Source organism: Staphylococcus sp. HMSC063A07 (genome assembly GCF_001836955.1).
Lineage (GTDB): Bacteria > Bacillota > Bacilli > Staphylococcales > Staphylococcaceae > Staphylococcus > Staphylococcus lugdunensis.
The window spans coordinates 1-15996 of record NZ_KV830914.1 but is presented as its reverse complement, the minus strand read 5'-3'; the positions used below and the strand labels follow the sequence as shown (position 1 = coordinate 15996).

At 29.8% G+C, this 15996-nt stretch carries 17 protein-coding genes; 10 read left to right on the top strand and 7 right to left on the bottom strand.

What is annotated here, in order from left to right; genetic code table 11:
- The first annotated feature begins 36 nt into the window (after positions 1 to 36).
- The 4 genes from HMPREF2597_RS04235 to HMPREF2597_RS04220 all read left to right on the top strand — a co-directional run bounded on the left by HMPREF2597_RS04235 (position 37) and on the right by HMPREF2597_RS04220 (position 4681).
- Complete coding sequence (locus HMPREF2597_RS04235; protein ID WP_070817189.1) at positions 37 to 1110, top strand: hypothetical protein; 1074 nt, start codon at positions 37 to 39, stop codon at positions 1108 to 1110.
- Between the two features lie 33 nt (positions 1111 to 1143).
- On the top strand, positions 1144 to 2757 hold the full coding sequence (locus tag HMPREF2597_RS04230) for a hypothetical protein (RefSeq protein WP_070817188.1): 1614 nt from the start codon (positions 1144 to 1146) through the stop codon (positions 2755 to 2757).
- Between the two features lie 164 nt (positions 2758 to 2921).
- Positions 2922 to 3896, top strand: coding sequence for a hypothetical protein (locus HMPREF2597_RS04225; protein WP_070817187.1), 975 nt, complete (start codon positions 2922 to 2924; stop codon positions 3894 to 3896).
- A 128-nt stretch (positions 3897 to 4024) separates the two neighbouring features.
- Positions 4025 to 4681, top strand: a complete 657-nt coding sequence (locus tag HMPREF2597_RS04220; protein WP_050958479.1) for a hypothetical protein — start codon at positions 4025 to 4027, stop codon at positions 4679 to 4681.
- Between the two features lie 327 nt (positions 4682 to 5008).
- Here the strand turns inward: HMPREF2597_RS04220 and HMPREF2597_RS04215 are convergent, their stop codons facing one another.
- Positions 5009 to 5683 (bottom strand): IS6 family transposase, encoded by a 675-nt coding sequence (locus HMPREF2597_RS04215; protein WP_070817186.1) that lies wholly within the window; start codon positions 5681 to 5683, stop codon positions 5009 to 5011.
- Positions 5684 to 5698: 15 nt separating this feature from the next.
- Between HMPREF2597_RS04215 and arsC the strand changes: the two genes are divergently transcribed.
- The gene (gene arsC, locus HMPREF2597_RS04210; protein ID WP_225307316.1) at positions 5699 to 6112 is read left to right on the top strand and encodes an arsenate reductase (thioredoxin); all 414 of its coding nucleotides are present in this window, start codon (positions 5699 to 5701) and stop codon (positions 6110 to 6112) included.
- 19 nt (positions 6113 to 6131) lie between these two features.
- Here arsC and HMPREF2597_RS04205 read toward each other — a convergent pair whose 3' ends face one another.
- The 3 genes from HMPREF2597_RS04205 to HMPREF2597_RS04195 form a co-directional block, all read right to left on the bottom strand.
- Complete coding sequence (locus tag HMPREF2597_RS04205) at positions 6132 to 6473, bottom strand: ArsR/SmtB family transcription factor (protein ID WP_011274432.1); 342 nt, start codon at positions 6471 to 6473, stop codon at positions 6132 to 6134.
- A gap of 18 nt (positions 6474 to 6491) precedes the next feature.
- Positions 6492 to 7109 (bottom strand): CadD family cadmium resistance transporter, encoded by a 618-nt coding sequence (locus tag HMPREF2597_RS04200; protein ID WP_011274431.1) that lies wholly within the window; start codon positions 7107 to 7109, stop codon positions 6492 to 6494.
- Positions 7110 to 7530: 421 nt separating this feature from the next.
- Positions 7531 to 7947, bottom strand: coding sequence for a carboxymuconolactone decarboxylase family protein (locus tag HMPREF2597_RS04195; protein WP_002460988.1), 417 nt, complete (start codon positions 7945 to 7947; stop codon positions 7531 to 7533).
- Between the two features lie 102 nt (positions 7948 to 8049).
- On the opposite strand from HMPREF2597_RS04195, the gene HMPREF2597_RS04190 reads away from it, so the two are divergent.
- From HMPREF2597_RS04190 to sph, 3 genes are all read left to right on the top strand, one after another.
- Positions 8050 to 8463, top strand: coding sequence for an Lrp/AsnC family transcriptional regulator (locus HMPREF2597_RS04190; RefSeq protein WP_002479187.1), 414 nt, complete (start codon positions 8050 to 8052; stop codon positions 8461 to 8463).
- A 784-nt stretch (positions 8464 to 9247) separates the two neighbouring features.
- Complete coding sequence (locus tag HMPREF2597_RS04185) at positions 9248 to 9733, top strand: immunodominant staphylococcal antigen IsaB family protein (protein WP_002479186.1); 486 nt, start codon at positions 9248 to 9250, stop codon at positions 9731 to 9733.
- A gap of 474 nt (positions 9734 to 10207) precedes the next feature.
- Complete coding sequence (gene sph, locus HMPREF2597_RS04180; protein ID WP_172412345.1) at positions 10208 to 11188, top strand: sphingomyelin phosphodiesterase; 981 nt, start codon at positions 10208 to 10210, stop codon at positions 11186 to 11188.
- 108 nt (positions 11189 to 11296) lie between these two features.
- Here sph and HMPREF2597_RS04175 read toward each other — a convergent pair whose 3' ends face one another.
- Positions 11297 to 11851: a TetR/AcrR family transcriptional regulator gene (locus HMPREF2597_RS04175; RefSeq protein ID WP_002479184.1), complete on the bottom strand. Its 555-nt coding sequence runs from the start codon at positions 11849 to 11851 to the stop codon at positions 11297 to 11299.
- Positions 11852 to 12026: 175 nt separating this feature from the next.
- On the opposite strand from HMPREF2597_RS04175, the gene HMPREF2597_RS04170 reads away from it, so the two are divergent.
- Together HMPREF2597_RS04170 and HMPREF2597_RS04165 are read left to right on the top strand one after the other, a co-directional pair.
- Positions 12027 to 12941 (top strand): alpha/beta hydrolase, encoded by a 915-nt coding sequence (locus HMPREF2597_RS04170; protein WP_002479183.1) that lies wholly within the window; start codon positions 12027 to 12029, stop codon positions 12939 to 12941.
- A 21-nt stretch (positions 12942 to 12962) separates the two neighbouring features.
- Positions 12963 to 13601, top strand: coding sequence for an SDR family oxidoreductase (locus tag HMPREF2597_RS04165; protein WP_002479182.1), 639 nt, complete (start codon positions 12963 to 12965; stop codon positions 13599 to 13601).
- 419 nt (positions 13602 to 14020) lie between these two features.
- On the opposite strand, the gene HMPREF2597_RS04160 is transcribed toward HMPREF2597_RS04165, so the two are convergent.
- Both HMPREF2597_RS04160 and HMPREF2597_RS13005 read right to left on the bottom strand, forming a co-directional pair.
- Complete coding sequence (locus HMPREF2597_RS04160) at positions 14021 to 15001, bottom strand: tRNA dihydrouridine synthase (protein ID WP_002460979.1); 981 nt, start codon at positions 14999 to 15001, stop codon at positions 14021 to 14023.
- Positions 15002 to 15451: 450 nt separating this feature from the next.
- Positions 15452 to 15517: an epsilon family phenol-soluble modulin gene (locus HMPREF2597_RS13005; protein WP_095658920.1), complete on the bottom strand. Its 66-nt coding sequence runs from the start codon at positions 15515 to 15517 to the stop codon at positions 15452 to 15454.
- Positions 15518 to 15996: the final 479 nt, after the last annotated feature.

Genomic DNA, 15996 nt, shown 5'->3' with positions numbered 1-15996 from the left:
TGACTTTTTATTACTTTAAAGTGTTAGGGTGATTTTATGAAGGAATGGGTGGAGAATTTATTTAATGATTTAAAGGATGTCATTGAACTTGAAGTTGCATTACACCTAATGATTAGGAAGAGAGAAATTGATTCATTAGATATTTATCCAAGTATTACTGAATTTTTTGATTATTTAATATTTGATGCAGAAATAGCAATTCAAGATAAAGAAACGCTACATAGACATTACAAAACAGCGAATATCCATAATATATTACGTGTGAAATTGAAGCCTAAAGATAATTGGGAAGAAGAAAAAATACTAAATCCAAGTTCATTACAAACTATTTTTGCTATAAAATTAAAGGATAAAAACTTAACAAATGGATTTTTGATTGAAAAACTAGACATTGAAAAATTGAATACGACTTATAAAAGAATTAATGCCAAAAATGAACAATTAATTGAAAAAATAAATAAAAATTCCAAACAAATGAAATTAGAAAATAAATTAATTCCTTACAATGATTTATTGGATTTATATAAATATTTTATGGATGAAATAGATTACTATGATTCTGATTTTGATTGTTTACGTTCGTTACTTTATTTAGAACTTGATTTTTCATTTGTACTTTATAATGAATTATTGCGACTTACTCACGAATTGAAAAAATTGGTGAAAAATATTAATAATCAGAAGTTGGAAACATTATTAGGAGAAGTAGCTATGGAATTATCGAATGTTGAATTTCCATGGATTAGATTAAAAATATTGAGAGCAAGTATTGATAATATAAGTAAGTATAAAGATATTGAGTTATTTGTATTAGATATTAATTACGTAATACGTACGACCATGGATGAAATAGAAAAGTGGGTAAATGAAGCTATTTTAGAAGAAGAGATTACTGAATGTGTATTAGAGGATGAAAATCGAATACCTTATTTAGACTCTATACATGAAAATAGATATAGAAAAGACTCGCTTTTTTCATATTATAATTTATTAAGAAGTGAGCTAAAGTTAAGGTGGTTGAAAGGTCGCGATTTTAATGATCAAGATAGAAATAGGTTTAATAGATCAATTAAAAACCAGCCTATTATTTTATGGGGGTACAATTTATAGAAACATTATAGACAAATAAGGAGAGTACTAATTATGTCAAAAAAACACGAGAAAAAGTTCAAGAATATCGGTGAAGGGTCAGAATTTGATGATTTTTTATACAATTTTTTACATAAGATTGGCTCAGGGTCTAAAAGTAAAATATATCCAGAATTTATGAATAAGTTCATTTCTGACAAAATAAATTTGCTATTTCAGAAAAATTTACACAATTTAAATGAACGTGAAAGCTTAGAAAATCGGATGTCTAATTTAATTGTACCTAAAGGAGAAAGTATTAATATACCTTGTATATGGGCGATCGAATTATATCCGCCTTCAGAACTTGCTATATTAAAAGATATATTTAATCAAAAAGGATGGGATAAGATCAATAAATCTTTTAATCAAAAAAGTCACAATGATGTGTTAAAAAGTTTTAGGGCAACGCAAAATTTTGGTTGGTGGAAACTAGCGACATTTCAAGCTCAAAACTCAAAATATATAATTCCTAATTCAATAAAGACTAATATTCCTACAAAATTTGATCATATTGATTTACATGCTATCCAAGTTGGTTCTGGTTTAACAGCTATTATCGGAAAGTTTTCATTAAATGAATCATTTTCTAATGAACTTACAGAAGATTGGCATAAGCAATATGAACCTCAAATGCTAAAAATCAATAATACGATAAAACCATTGAATAGAAAAGAAGTGGCTACAAGTCAAATCAAAGCAAAGAAAAATAGTGCATATAGTTCAGTAAGAAGATGGATGAAAAATAATCTGCCAGGATTTTTTTCTACTAATAATCAAAATCAACCTCTTTTTGATTTGAATTTGTTTGAAATTTTAAGTTCAAAAAGTTATTACAAATATACTGATGCTTATTATGCTATAGGATTGGGTAGACCCTTAATACAAATAACTACACCTGAACTTCCAAATATATATTTAACAGAAATAGAATCTTCTATTTATCAATCTGAAGATATAGCGCCTTTATGGACTTTATGGGGCAATCGTAAAAAGATATTTGAATCATTAAATTCTGATAAGGAATTATTTATTCAATTAGATAATGAACAGTCTTTATCTAATTATATAGATATGATAGCTAAGTACAATCTGCTACTTTTAGCAATAACAAGTTTTTTAACTTCATTGGAAAAAATTCACTCTGAAGCGCGTGATCAAGCAATTAAAGATTATAATAAGTTTAATGTAGAATCATTAAAGAAGTTGCGAAGTAACTTTTTTACAATTAGTTTGAATTTGTCTTCACTTCAAAATGATTTAATCAGCTATTGGGATTTTATTAATAACTACAATGAAATATTACACTTCGACTTGGAATTTGTAAAACGTGATTCATTCATGGATATGACCTCTAACCAGGACCGAGTTGAAGATTTTAACAAAATGTTAGAAAAGAGACATAAAAAAACTATACAGAAACTAATAGATGCTGATGAAAATTACCGCAATATTATAAATAGTATAACATCCCTTTCTGTTTCAGAGGACAATTCAAAAATTGGAAGAATGGCTATATATGTATCAATAAGTTCTCTTATTGTTGCAGGTATCACACTTTTATTTTCAGATATTGGTTCTAAAAGTATTGTTCAACGTATAATCTCTTACATATTATCTTTGATGTAAATATTAAACAATTGACATATTTTTATTGAATAGTAATAGCTGCCCCTAATTTTCATATGTTTAATGCAAATGAATAAGGAAATAACCTCGTACTATAAAGTTATATTAGTTAAAAAGTATTAGGATTGAATTTGTGATTACTAATAAGAAATGGAGTAATTGATATGAAATCAATTAAATTAATAAAGTATAAGGGTATTCTATATACCAGTAAAAGAATAAAGAATTCAGATCAATTAAAAACATCTAACTCTTACTTAGATAATAGTAATAGACTAAAAAAGAAGCTAGATAATAACTATTTGGATGCCATTAGTAGATTAAAATTACCCAAGATTGACATAGTTAATATTAAACCGCATTTAACAAATATTGAGAATATAGTGAAAAACGTTCAAAAACATGTACCAAAAATAAATAATTTAATGGCAGATAATATAATTAAAGTAAATAGAGCTTTAAATGATAGCTTTAAAGTTCACATGAATTTGATCAATAATATAACGACCAATATCGATTTTAGTAAGTTACAAAAAATAATTAATTTATTAGAAGAAAGTTTAATTCAATTCATAAAGTACAGCGAGAAATACAGGCTGAGTATGAGGCTAGAATATTTTTCTGATTACTATGATATTTATCTTGAAAAAGACAAGATCACTGATGAAGATATTTATGTAACTTTTAAATCTCATTACCCAACCATAAAAAATAATCTCATTGAAAATGATTTTTATTACCCAAAGAAGTCTTATATCCAGAGGGTTATAGATAACTTTGAAAATAAGCGGTATACAGAAACTACTATGCTTGCATTAGCGTCTATTGATTATTTAACTATATATAGTGCGTATCAGGAAGAAAGAGAAGCCAATTATAAAAGTATAAATATGATTTTGAATAAAAATATACTCGATAATGAGGAAGAAATCGAACAAGTTATCACTCAATATACTGTTAAGCTGATAAAGGAATATTATGGTATAAATAACGATATAGATGATCCAGAATACATAAATAGAAATAGATTAATGCATGGTATTATGGATATTGAATCAATTAAGAAGATTGATTGTATAAAACTTTTATATCTAATAGATGTATTGTCAACTATTAAAGTTGAGTTAGTGAAAGATTAAGAGTATTAAAAGTCATTTAATATTATAAGCATTTATGTACAAAAACCGCATCACTAACCGATAAGCAGAAGCGTATCATAAATAAAACTAAAAAATAGGTTGTAAAAAATATAATATGAGGTGAATTAATGGAAAATAATATATGGACAGCATTGATAACTGGAGTAGTTTTATATGGCTCTAAAGAATGGATAAGGTTATACGTTGATACCAGAATTGCTAATACAAAGTTAAATTTAGAAACACTTTATCCAATTTATACAGAATGTTTTATTTCAGTTAAGAAAATGATAGGAGCGTACAGAACTCCATTTACACAAGAAGGAACTTTTGAAAGAGTTAATCAAGATTTATTAAAAGATTTAAATCAAGAATATCAAGATCTTTATTTGCAAAATATAAATTATAGAAAACTTTTAAGTCTAAAACAACATGTCAGACTGATGGAAGAGTTAAAACATGATTTTAATAATATTTTTAGCACTAACCAGGTATTTTTTGATTATGATTTTGTAGCCAAAACTATAGAATGTGTCCATGAATATGAAAGCGATTTAAGTTATTTGAATAATATGGTTGATTTTTGTGTGGATAATGAAGAAAACTTAAATTTTGAAAATATTTTCACTCATGAATATAAAAGAAAAGTGCTATATTATGAACGATATTTAGATTCATTTGAAGATCAATTTAGAAAACGATTTAAACTTGGTAGAGAAAGTAAAATAAGTATTATTAAAAGAAAGTGGAAACGCTTTTTAAATAAAATAAAAGGCAGATATTGAAAAACACTATAACTTCTTTGAGAAAAGTATGTGAAGGTGAAACCAAAGCTTAGCGTCCAGACAAATATATATAATATTAAATATACAAGTTAAGTAGCCTTAAATTATTAATATTCTGGTGTGTAAATTAGATTATAAATAGTAATATTGCACAAAAGGAGGTTTGCTATAATGACAAATAAAATCCATCCGTTAGAACATATTGAAACTGATAACATGAATGATTTGCATGATCAGCTCCCATTTAATTACTCTATACTAGAAAACTGGTTCTGTTGCAAAGTAAAAAAATATAGCTAACCACTAATTTATCATGTCAGTGTTTGCTTAACTTGCTAGCATGATGCTAATTTCTTGGCATGGCGAAAATCCGTAGATCTGAAGAGACCTGCGGCTCTTTTTATATAGAGCGTATATACATTCAATACCTTTTAAAGTATTCTTTGCTGTATTGATACTTTGATACCTTGTCTTTCTTACTTTAATATGACGGTGATCTTGCTCAATGAGGTTATTCAGATATTTCGATGTACAATGACAGTCAGGTTTAAGTTTAAAAGCTTTAATTACTTTAGCCATTGCTACCTTCGTTGAAGGTGCCTGATCTGTAATTACCTTTTGAGGTTTACCAAATTGTTTAATGAGACGTTTGATAAACGCATATACTGAATAATTATCTCGTTGCTTACGCAACCAAATATCTAATGTATGTCCCTCTGCATCAATGGCACGATATAAATAACTCCATTTTCCTTTTATTTTGATGTACGTCTCATCAATACGCCATTTGTAATAAGCTTTTTTATGCTTTTTCTTCCAAGTTTGATATAAAATTGGGGCATATTCTTGAACCCAACGGTAGACCGTTGAATGATGAACGTTTGCACCACGTTCCCTTAATATTTCAGATATATCACGATAACTCAATGCATATCTTAGGTAGTAGCCAACGGCTACAGTGATAACGTCCTTGTTAAATTGTTTATATCTGAAATAGTTCATACAGAAGACTCCTTTTTGTTAAAATTATACTATAAATTCAACTTTGCAACAGAACCTACTGGTAACTCTTGTCGTAGCCAAATGGCTGAAGGTTGGGGAAAGGAAATATTGGGTGAAGATTGGAATGTCTATTCTGCTGGTATAGAAACGCATGGTGTTAATCCTAAAGCAATAGAAGCTATGAAAGAAGTAGATATTGATATATCAAACCATACGTCAGACTTGATTGATAATGATATTTTAAAACAATCAGATTTGGTCGTAACATTATGTAGTGATGCAGACGATAATTGCCCTATATTACCACCTAATGTTAAAAAAGAACACTGGGGCTTTGATGATCCAGCAGGAAAAGAATGGCCAGTATTTCAACGTGTTAGAGATGAAATTGGAAAAAGAATACAAGAATTCAAAGAAACGCTCGTTTAATGTGAGCGTTTCTTTATATTTAAGTCATACATTTTATTAATAATGATTTCATTTCTATATCTTTGATATAATAGTATGCCATTTTCCCATCCTTGTAAAAATCCAGCACGTCTCTTTTATACAGAGCTCTCAAATGATGTGATGTTGAAGCTATACTCAAACCTAATGTTATAGATAAGTCACAAACACATAATTCTTTCTCTTTAATTAGAGCTAATATAATTTTCAGCTTATTCTCATCACTTATCTTTAATAATGTATTGATAAGCCGTTGAGTTTTTTCTTCTTTTAAAAATCTTAAAGCATAATTCACTTTTTCCTCATGAACACAAATGACGTCACAAATTTTATTGTTACTCATATTAAGTCACACCTTAATTTATAATATAAATCCTAATATTGTTTGTATGGTTTCATTTTCAATAATAATAAATAAGCCCAATGCTATGTAGATAACAGCCATAATCCAACGACTGAACTTCTCAACAATTTCACCCACACCAGGAATTCTAGCTAGTTTTTGTGCTGTGAATACTAAAAAGAAAATTAAAACTAAAAATACAATTAAGGTAGTCAGTAATTCAACAATATCCAATGTTACAAAATAAGGGACAAATAAACCAATATTATCTGCACCACAACTTGCAATTGTCACTAAAGAAACAGTCCCTACTAATTTGGACAAACCTTTTTCGTTTAATTCTTTTTTTGCTCTTTTTTCGCCTTCACAATCATCATAAATAGCAACTTTTATACCTAAGTAGATGGGGATCAAACCTAATAAACCTAATATCCATTTCTCTGGAACATAATTTAACACAAAAGCTAAAAATAAACTGACTAATATGAGGATAATCGATCCTAAATATTGACCTATATAAATATCCCTATATTCTTTTCTAGTCTTTGCTCTTGCAAAAAATATTAATAGTATTACTAATAAGTCTACTGCAGTAGCAATGTAAAGTATTGCCGCAGTTACAATAGTCTGAACCATAGAGCACCTCATTCAAATATATATTTGAATGAATTGTATCATATATTGTATACTTTATGAATAATTATTACGAATCGAAAAGCGAAACTTAACTGATTATAGGGATTGTATGTGCAAAACGAGTTATTTATATATTTATTGATAATAAGATTTAAAATAATTTTAGTTTGTCAGTTCCTTGCAATTTGTTTTTTAGCAATATCACTAACAAGGGGAAGCGTATCATAAGTGATGCGGTTTTTTAGCTAGTTTCTAGTAAGAGTTTATTGGGAATTATTACTAATTCACCAGTAGTTATGGCTTTCCATATCTCCTTTAGCAACGATTTTTGAAAACTAAAAATATATTTAATATTTTAACATCAAGTCATAACTTTCTTCATTTGATGTGAGATGATGCTAAAATACAAAGATTTAATAAATCAGTTAGTTTCACTTGATAATTTCAAAATTGCTCCTAAATGTTGTTGTGCTGTAGTAAATAAAGTAAATGTAATTAATTCAATAATTTCTTTATTTGTCATTACATCCTTCAGTAATTGAATTGTAGATTCAGGTACGTTTTCTTTTGTTTTTAAATAAACTTCAACAAAACCAGTACACAGTAATGATTTTTCATCTTGATATTCATTACTAGGACTACCTTTTGCTTTACAATATAGACATCCATTTTCTTGAGCAAGTATTCTTCTTAGTTCTTCTTTAAGTTCTTTACTTAGAGCACCATCATCACTTAAAAGATTAGCTAAATCATTCCAAGATTTTAGTATATTTTCATTGTGTCCTAATAACTGTTGAAAAGGTGTCTTACCAATATTACTATAATTTATTAACGCCATTTTATCATCTCCTTTAATTAATAATACACATGTTATAATAAATAATGAATACCAATTCAAAGGTAGATGTTGTTAAATTATTTAATAAATGAGGTAAAATAAGTGAATGACTTAATAAATGAAAAAATACTAAATATATTAGAAAAGAATAGTAGAATGACTATTAATGAAATAAGTAAACAGGTGAATTTATCTGCACCTGCTGTAAGAGAAAGAATAAATAAGATGGTAGATTTAGGCATAATAAAAAGTTACACAATTAATATTGATTATGAGAAGTTAGGATATGACGTTGAAATTTTGATTGAGATAACTATCAAGAATAATAGATACGTAGATTTTAAAAAATTTATATCGGAACAAGATAATGTGGATTTTTGTTATCGAGTATCTGGTGACGCTTGCTTTGTGTTCAAAGTTCGATTGGAAAACATGAGTTCAGTAGAATCATTCATAGATCTACTACAGCCATATGGACACACGAAAAGCCAGTTTATTTTTTCAAAAGTCATATAGCTGAAGAGAGTATGTGTAAATGTAATTAATAATTGTAATAAAGTAAATGCTTAATAGATACGTTTTTTTAGCACCTTTGTAAAGGGGTTTGGACGTATTAGAAAACATGAAGCTTATGAGAATTGCTCTTGTGTTTTTGTGAAGAGTATCATAAGTGATTTAGATTGTAAAACTAATAATTAATCATTATTTATAACTGTAGTTTAAATGATATTTTAATATTTTTGCCAATACTATTGTTAGATAATACATTTGAAAAAATAATAAAAGGTAACAAATTTGGAAGTTGTTTTGGCATGAGAAATCAATCATTGAAACAGAAGATATTTGAGTTGATTGACTTAAAAAATGTAGGTAGCTACTGGGATTATAAACAATATCACTCAACGGAACATAATCATAAATTGTTATATGCCATTATATGTTTATATTAATAATTATAAAGTAAAAGAGGATATAAATTGAAAGGGAATGGTTATAAGTTAGGTATAAAAGTTAAAAAAGGACATCTGCTTTTTATATAGGTAATTTAGCAAATGAAGAAAGTTATTATTATGAGGTAATTTTAGTAAATAATATAAAACTAATATCCATCAACTACTGCTATTACATCTTTATCAAATTTTTGATATCTAAAATAACTTATATAGCGCTCTTTTTTAATTATATTACGCATTTTACATTGTAATTGGCAAAAGATAAATTTTTGTTTGTAATATTCTTGAAATATTGTTACATTAATGTAATAATAAAACTGTAACACAATTAATGAGGAGGGTTTTTTATGAAAAAAGTTTCTAAAATTATTTTAGCTAGTAGTCTTGTTTTGGGCTTTTCCGTAACGCCCGAATTATTTAATGTAACTCAAGCACATGCGCAAGAATCTGTTAAACCTTATTATAATTATAGTGGTTATACAGCATATCAAAGTCGGTTTATACTGGATAAGAATTTTAAAAAATCTTTAAAATTCGACACTTTCAAGATGAATGGTTATAAGATTACTAAAAATTCATCAGTTAAAAATCATAAAAATTTATATGATCAAACATATTATTGGGTTTCTAATCATAAAGCTAATGGTGTTTTTTTCTCACTAGATGGCAAATCTGTTAGTAAAAAAGAATTAATTAATCATTACGGGGAACCAAAATATTATTCTTCATCAGCATGGGGAAAAGAATGTACTTATAAAATTGGGAACAAAGATGTAAGATTTTATGTTGATAAAAAGGGATATGTAATTAAATGTCAAATAATTAGTGAGTAGAATGATTTTTATGTTTAAGCATGGGATTAAGTAAATGGATGTTACTTAGTCTCATGTTTTATTATTTAGCGCGTTTTTAAACTTAACTTTTTTGTCTTGATGCTCAGTTTACAGCTTTTTTCTTATTAGTAGTATTAACCTTTATGATATTTTAAAAACTTATGCTTTCAATTTGTTTCTGAGTGATTTAAGTATTAAAGCATCGGTAAATCAATCGTTTTCAGCTTTATAATAAATGACAAGATGACGTTTAACAGCATCTAAATACTTATCACAAATACTACCAGCCCTGTGACTAGACCAAATTTGAATATAATTAGATAACGCTTTAATACTTTCAATAGAATTAAACAGAATATTTAGGTTTTAATTTTTTATTAAAATTTTATTTAGTTATAGTAATTTTTAAAAATAACTTTATTTCATTTGTTATAATCATTGCATCAAATGAAATGAGGTGTATAAATGATGTATTTGGATTGGCAACGTAAATGTATCATAACTACGATGGTCGTATTGAGCAGTTTATTATTAGTATTTTCATCAATTACATATGCTAGCGAACGCAATACTGAAGACAGCCTTAAAATTACAACACATAATGTTTATTTCTTGCCTACAGCAATATATCCTAATTGGGGGCAATCTCAGCGCGCTGATTTAATTTCAAAAGCGGATTATATCCAAGGTCAAGACGTTGTAATTTTAAATGAATTATTTGATCACAAGGCATCAAATCGACTTTTAACAAATTTAAAATCACAATATCCTTATCAAACACCAATTGTTGGTCAAGGTACAGAAGGTTGGCAAAAGACATCTGGATCTTATAGAAAATTGAAAAAAGTGAGCGGTGGTGTTGGTATCGTGAGTAAATGGCCAATCGTACAACAAGAACAACATATTTACAAAAATGGTTGTGGCGCTGACAGTGTAGGCAATAAAGGCTTTGCATACATTAAAATTAATAAAAACGGCAAATATCAACATATTATTGGAACGCACCTTCAAGCAGAAGATCCAGTATGTATGAAAGGGAAAGATCAAACGATTAGACAGAGTCAAATGGAAGAAATCAAACAATTTATCAAAGATAAAAATATTCCAAAAGATGAACCCGTATATATTGGCGGTGATTTAAATGTCATTAAAGGTTCAGCGGAATATCAGAAAATGTCTGATAACTTGAATGTTTCAATGCCTAAACAATACGAGGGCAACGCGTATAGTTGGGATACACAAACTAACGGCATTGCGAATTATAATTATCCTAAATTAGAGCCGCAACATTTAGATTATATTTTACTAGATCGAGACCATGCACAACCAAGTTCATGGCATAATCATACACATAAAGTGAAATCACCAGAATGGTCTGTAAAATCTTGGGGTAAGACTTACCGATACAATGACTATTCAGACCATTATCCAGTTTCTGCATATGCAGCGAATTAACATTTTTATATTTGTATTAAATTGTTAAATTTTAATACTTAAAATGGGAGCTATACGGAGATTAAAGTTCAAAATGGATTTCTCATATAGCTCCCTGTTTTTTTACTTTTAGGCTAAATCATATAAAGATAACAATCGTGATACGTGTAAAGGTATTTTTTCTTGTTCTTGTGTGTTATCACTGCTGTTTAGATAGCTGTCTAGTAAGCCGATCATACCGTTACTGATAAAGTTAATGTATAAATGATAATCTAGCCCTTTATCAGTAGCGACTGTTGTCGGTACTTTTTTCTTAAATTCTTCTTCAATAAAATGAAGAAGTTTTTTCTTATAACTTGAAGCGTTACTAATATTGAAAAGTTTCATGAAAAAAGACCTATTATTTTCGAAAAACTCAAACCATAATTGTGTACCTTCTTGTAGACCGAGATGTTTTTTGGCTTCACAAATTTCTTCGAGCTCCGTAAGCTTTTCTGATACGACTTGGTCTAGTAAATCATATTTATCAATATAATGGAGATAAAATGTTTTTCTCCCAACTTGAGCATGTTCTGTAATTTCTTTAATTGAAATCGTGTCAAAATCTTTTTCGAAAAAAAGTGTAATAAAGGCTTTGTTTATGCTTGCTCTTGTTTTAACGACACGTAAATCCTTGATATTCATTGTGAATCACCTCTACTTAAGACCCAGTATCATCAATTTGTGTATTAACATACAGATGTGGCTATATATTAATTGAAAGACTCAATTAATTACTCTACCATGGCATTATACACACAAGAGTAATAAAAATCCACAGAGAATTAATTTTATATATAAAAAATGGAGGAATAAAGTTATGAAGCAATCAGTTAATTTCAAAAGTAAAACGAACTTACTAGCAGCTCATTTATATACACCTGAACAATTTGATGAAAGTAAAACGTATCCTGCAATTACAGTGTGTCATCCAGGTGGGGGTGTTAAAGAACAAACTGCGGGTATGTACGCAGAGAAACTTGCTGAATTTGGTTATGTGACTGTGGTCTATGATGCTTCTCATCAAGGTGAAAGTGAAGGTTCACCTAAATATTTAGAAGATCCATTTGCGAGAACAGAAGATGTGAGAGCTTCAGTTGATTATCTTACAACATTAGACTTTGTAGATAATGATAGAATTGGTGCCCTTGGTATTTGTGCTGGTGGGGGTTATACAGTCAGTGCAGCAAGAACTGAACGTCGTATCAAAACACTAGCAACAGTAAGTATGGTTGATATTGGTGCATTATTCCGTAAAGGGCCTGGCGATGTGATATCCATAGAAGATCAACTAAGCTTCATGACTCAAGTTGCTGATCAACGTACAGAAGAAGCAAGTGGTGCTGACTATGCATATACAGGTTATGTGCCAGAAGAAATTGATGATGCTATGCCTGAAAATTCAACAATGGTGCAAGGTCATGATTATTATTTAACTGAACGTGGTTATCATAAAAATGCACCAAACAAAATCTTATTAAGAAGTTTTTCTGAAGTATTAACATTTGCGCCGTTCACGTATATTGATGAACTGTTAACACAACCATTTTTAGCAATTGCAGGTACAGAAGCGGACACTTTTGAGTACAGTGAGGAAGCAGTTGAAAAAGCAGCTGGAAATAACAACGAATTATATAAAATAGAAGGCGCATCACACGTCGATTTATACGATATACCAGAATATGTCAATCAAGTACTACCAAAACTTGAATCATTCTATAAAGAAACACTATAAATTTAAAAGGGTGGTATAACAATGACTCGTATTTTAATTATTGGTGCTAGTGGTCAAATTTCACAAGAGGCGATTGACTTATATTTGCAGAACACAGATTTTGATTTAACGCTATTAGCAAGAAACAAATCGAAATTACCTGACTATGATTCAAATAGAGTGACAGTCTTTGAAGGTGATGCGACAGATAAAAATGCTATTTCAAAGGCTTTAGAAAATGTAGATACTGTGTTTGTTAGTTCTACCGGAGATACTTTAGGAGACCAAGCTAAGACCATTATTGAAGCAATGAATGATAATGGTACGAAACGTTTAATCTTTGTCACTGCGCTTAATACGCTTCATGAAGTTCCAGGAAAATTTGGTAAGTGGAATGATGAAAATATCGGCCCGTATCTTGGACCTTTTAGAGAAGCAACTGAAGCCATTGAAAATTCAGATTTAGACTACACAATATTCAGACCGGCTTGGTTAACGAATTATGATGAAATAGATTATGAAGTAACACAAAGAGATGAACCTTTCAAAGGGACAGAGGTTTCTCGCAAAAGTGTTGCAGATTTAGCAGTTAAAATTTCTCAAAATCCAAAACGACATTCAAAAGAAAATATTGGATTAAATAAACCGAATACAGACGGCGACAAACCTAGCTGGATGTAGATGTAATTAAAATGTTTTAATGCTGTTATAATAAGTAGTTAAAGTAAGAAAAAGCGACTACTTTGCTTTCTTAAAGTAGTCGCTTTTTGCGAGCAAGCAGTGATTCTATTTAGCATGTTTATCATTTCTATCATATATCAGCATATTCATTGCAACTGCAACGGCTATCTAGATTATCATGACATGTTTGTTCACGATAAATATAATCTTTACGAGATAAGGCGCATTCAACTTTGTCACAGAACCATTTTTAAGCTATTAAGTCCGCTAATTGAATTTAAAGAACGTGCACCTTTATTTTTATCGTAAATGAACTTCTTCATCTTGCCCAAGACATTTATGTTTCAGCTTAAGTCATGCGATAAATCATAAAATTTTAAAGGGATAAAAAAGCTTAACCTTATTTATACCGCTGTAAATTAAGACTCTACCTCATCGTGTCTTTGGGCTTCAAATGCATCAAGTAATGCGCGGGCTTCGTCTGTGGTTTGTGTGTCCATGAGTTGATGACGTAGTTGGCTAGCGCCTTTAATGCCACGTACGTAAATTTTAAAGAATCTGCGTAAACTTTTGAATTGTTGTGTTTCATCGCTAGAATGTTTGTCGAATAATGTTAGGTGTAATCTAAATAGACTTAAAAGTTCTTCACTCGTGTGTTCACGTGGTTCTTTTTCAAAGGCAAAGGGATTGTGAAATATGCCTCTACCAATCATGACACCATCAATACCATATTTGGTTGCGAGTTCCATACCAGTTTTTCTATCTGGAATATCTCCGTTAATTGTTAACAATGTGTTTGGTGCAATTTCGTCGCGCATATGCTTGATGGCTTCGATTAATTCCCAGTGTGCATCTACTTTACTCATCTCTTTACGCGTACGGAGGTGAATTGATAAGTTTGCGATGTCTTGTTCGAAGACGTGTTTTAACCAGTCTTTCCACTCATCAATATCATAATAGCCAAGGCGTGTTTTAACGCTTACTGGTAAACCGCCCGCTTTTGTTGCTTGAATAATCTCGGCTGCGGTTTCGGGACGTAGAATCAAGCCAGATCCTTTACCTTTTTTGGCAACATTTGCTACGGGACAGCCCATATTCAAATCAATCCCTTTGAAGCCCATCTCAGCCAAACCGAAACTCATTTCTCGGAATTGCTCAGGTTTGTCACCCCATATATGCGCGACCATAGGCTGCTCATCTTCACTAAATGTTAAGCGTCCGCGTACGCTGTGGATCCCTTCAGGATGACAATAGCTTTCAGTATTTGTAAATTCAGTGAAGAAGACATCCGGTCTTGCTGCTTCACTCACTACATGACGAAAGACGATATCTGTCACGTCTTCCATAGGCGCCAAAATAAAAAATGGACGTGGCAATTCACGCCAAAAGTTTTCTTTCATAATATAATTAAACCTTCTTCTTTATTAGTATCTCGAATTTTTATGCATGATGATATTACCACAAATGATGAACTTATACAAAGGGAATTTGAAAAGGCACAGGCTTTAAAAGGGAGGCCTACGGGGAGTCTAAAATACGTATGTGCACATCATAATTCTAGCGCAATATAAATGATGGGATATTGTAATTTAACTTTTGAGGATAAGTGTGAAGTGATACTTTAAGGATTTCTCATATGATCATAATTAACTGATAAGTAGAAGCGGATAATCAATGACGAAGTTTTGGTATAAATGATGTCATGTAGATAGGATGATATGAAGAGAAAAAAGTTGAAAATTGGTTAAATAGTTAGCGCATATTATTAACTGGTGATTTAGGCCGCACGACAAACCACCCGAGTGAACGGGCGGTTTTGAGCTCTTTTGACATCAAATCGCTACTTTTAATTATTTGTTGCCAAATAATTTTTTGATGAATTCGATTACTTTTTTAATTAAATTTACGATAAACATTTGACTCACCTCCCGTTATTTCTTGAGTTAATTGTATAATGAATTGCGCTTTATTTGTTTAATAATTCATAATACATAAAAAACTATACATATATGTAAAAAAACAAAATTCATGATAACAATTAAGAATACTTTTATGTTAAAAATTCAACATCAAATATAAAATAAATTCAAACAAGCTTGATAGTATTTTTGTGGAACGATTTGAAAATGGAGATCATCTGCTACATATAGCAGAGTGACAGCATGCATGGTTATTAAATTATTGAGGTGTCTGCATATTTTCAATTCAGTCAACTACTGCCAATATTTAGTTCATGGGGTTTGGGACATAAATGTCAGAAAAACAGCAGTAAGATTATTTTCAATTAGAAAATATCTTGCTGCTGTTCTCTATTTTCACAATACTTCGTATTGCATGGCTTCACTTTCCTAGGGTACCGTCTCAGCACCCCAACTTGCTTTGCTTGGCGAAATGC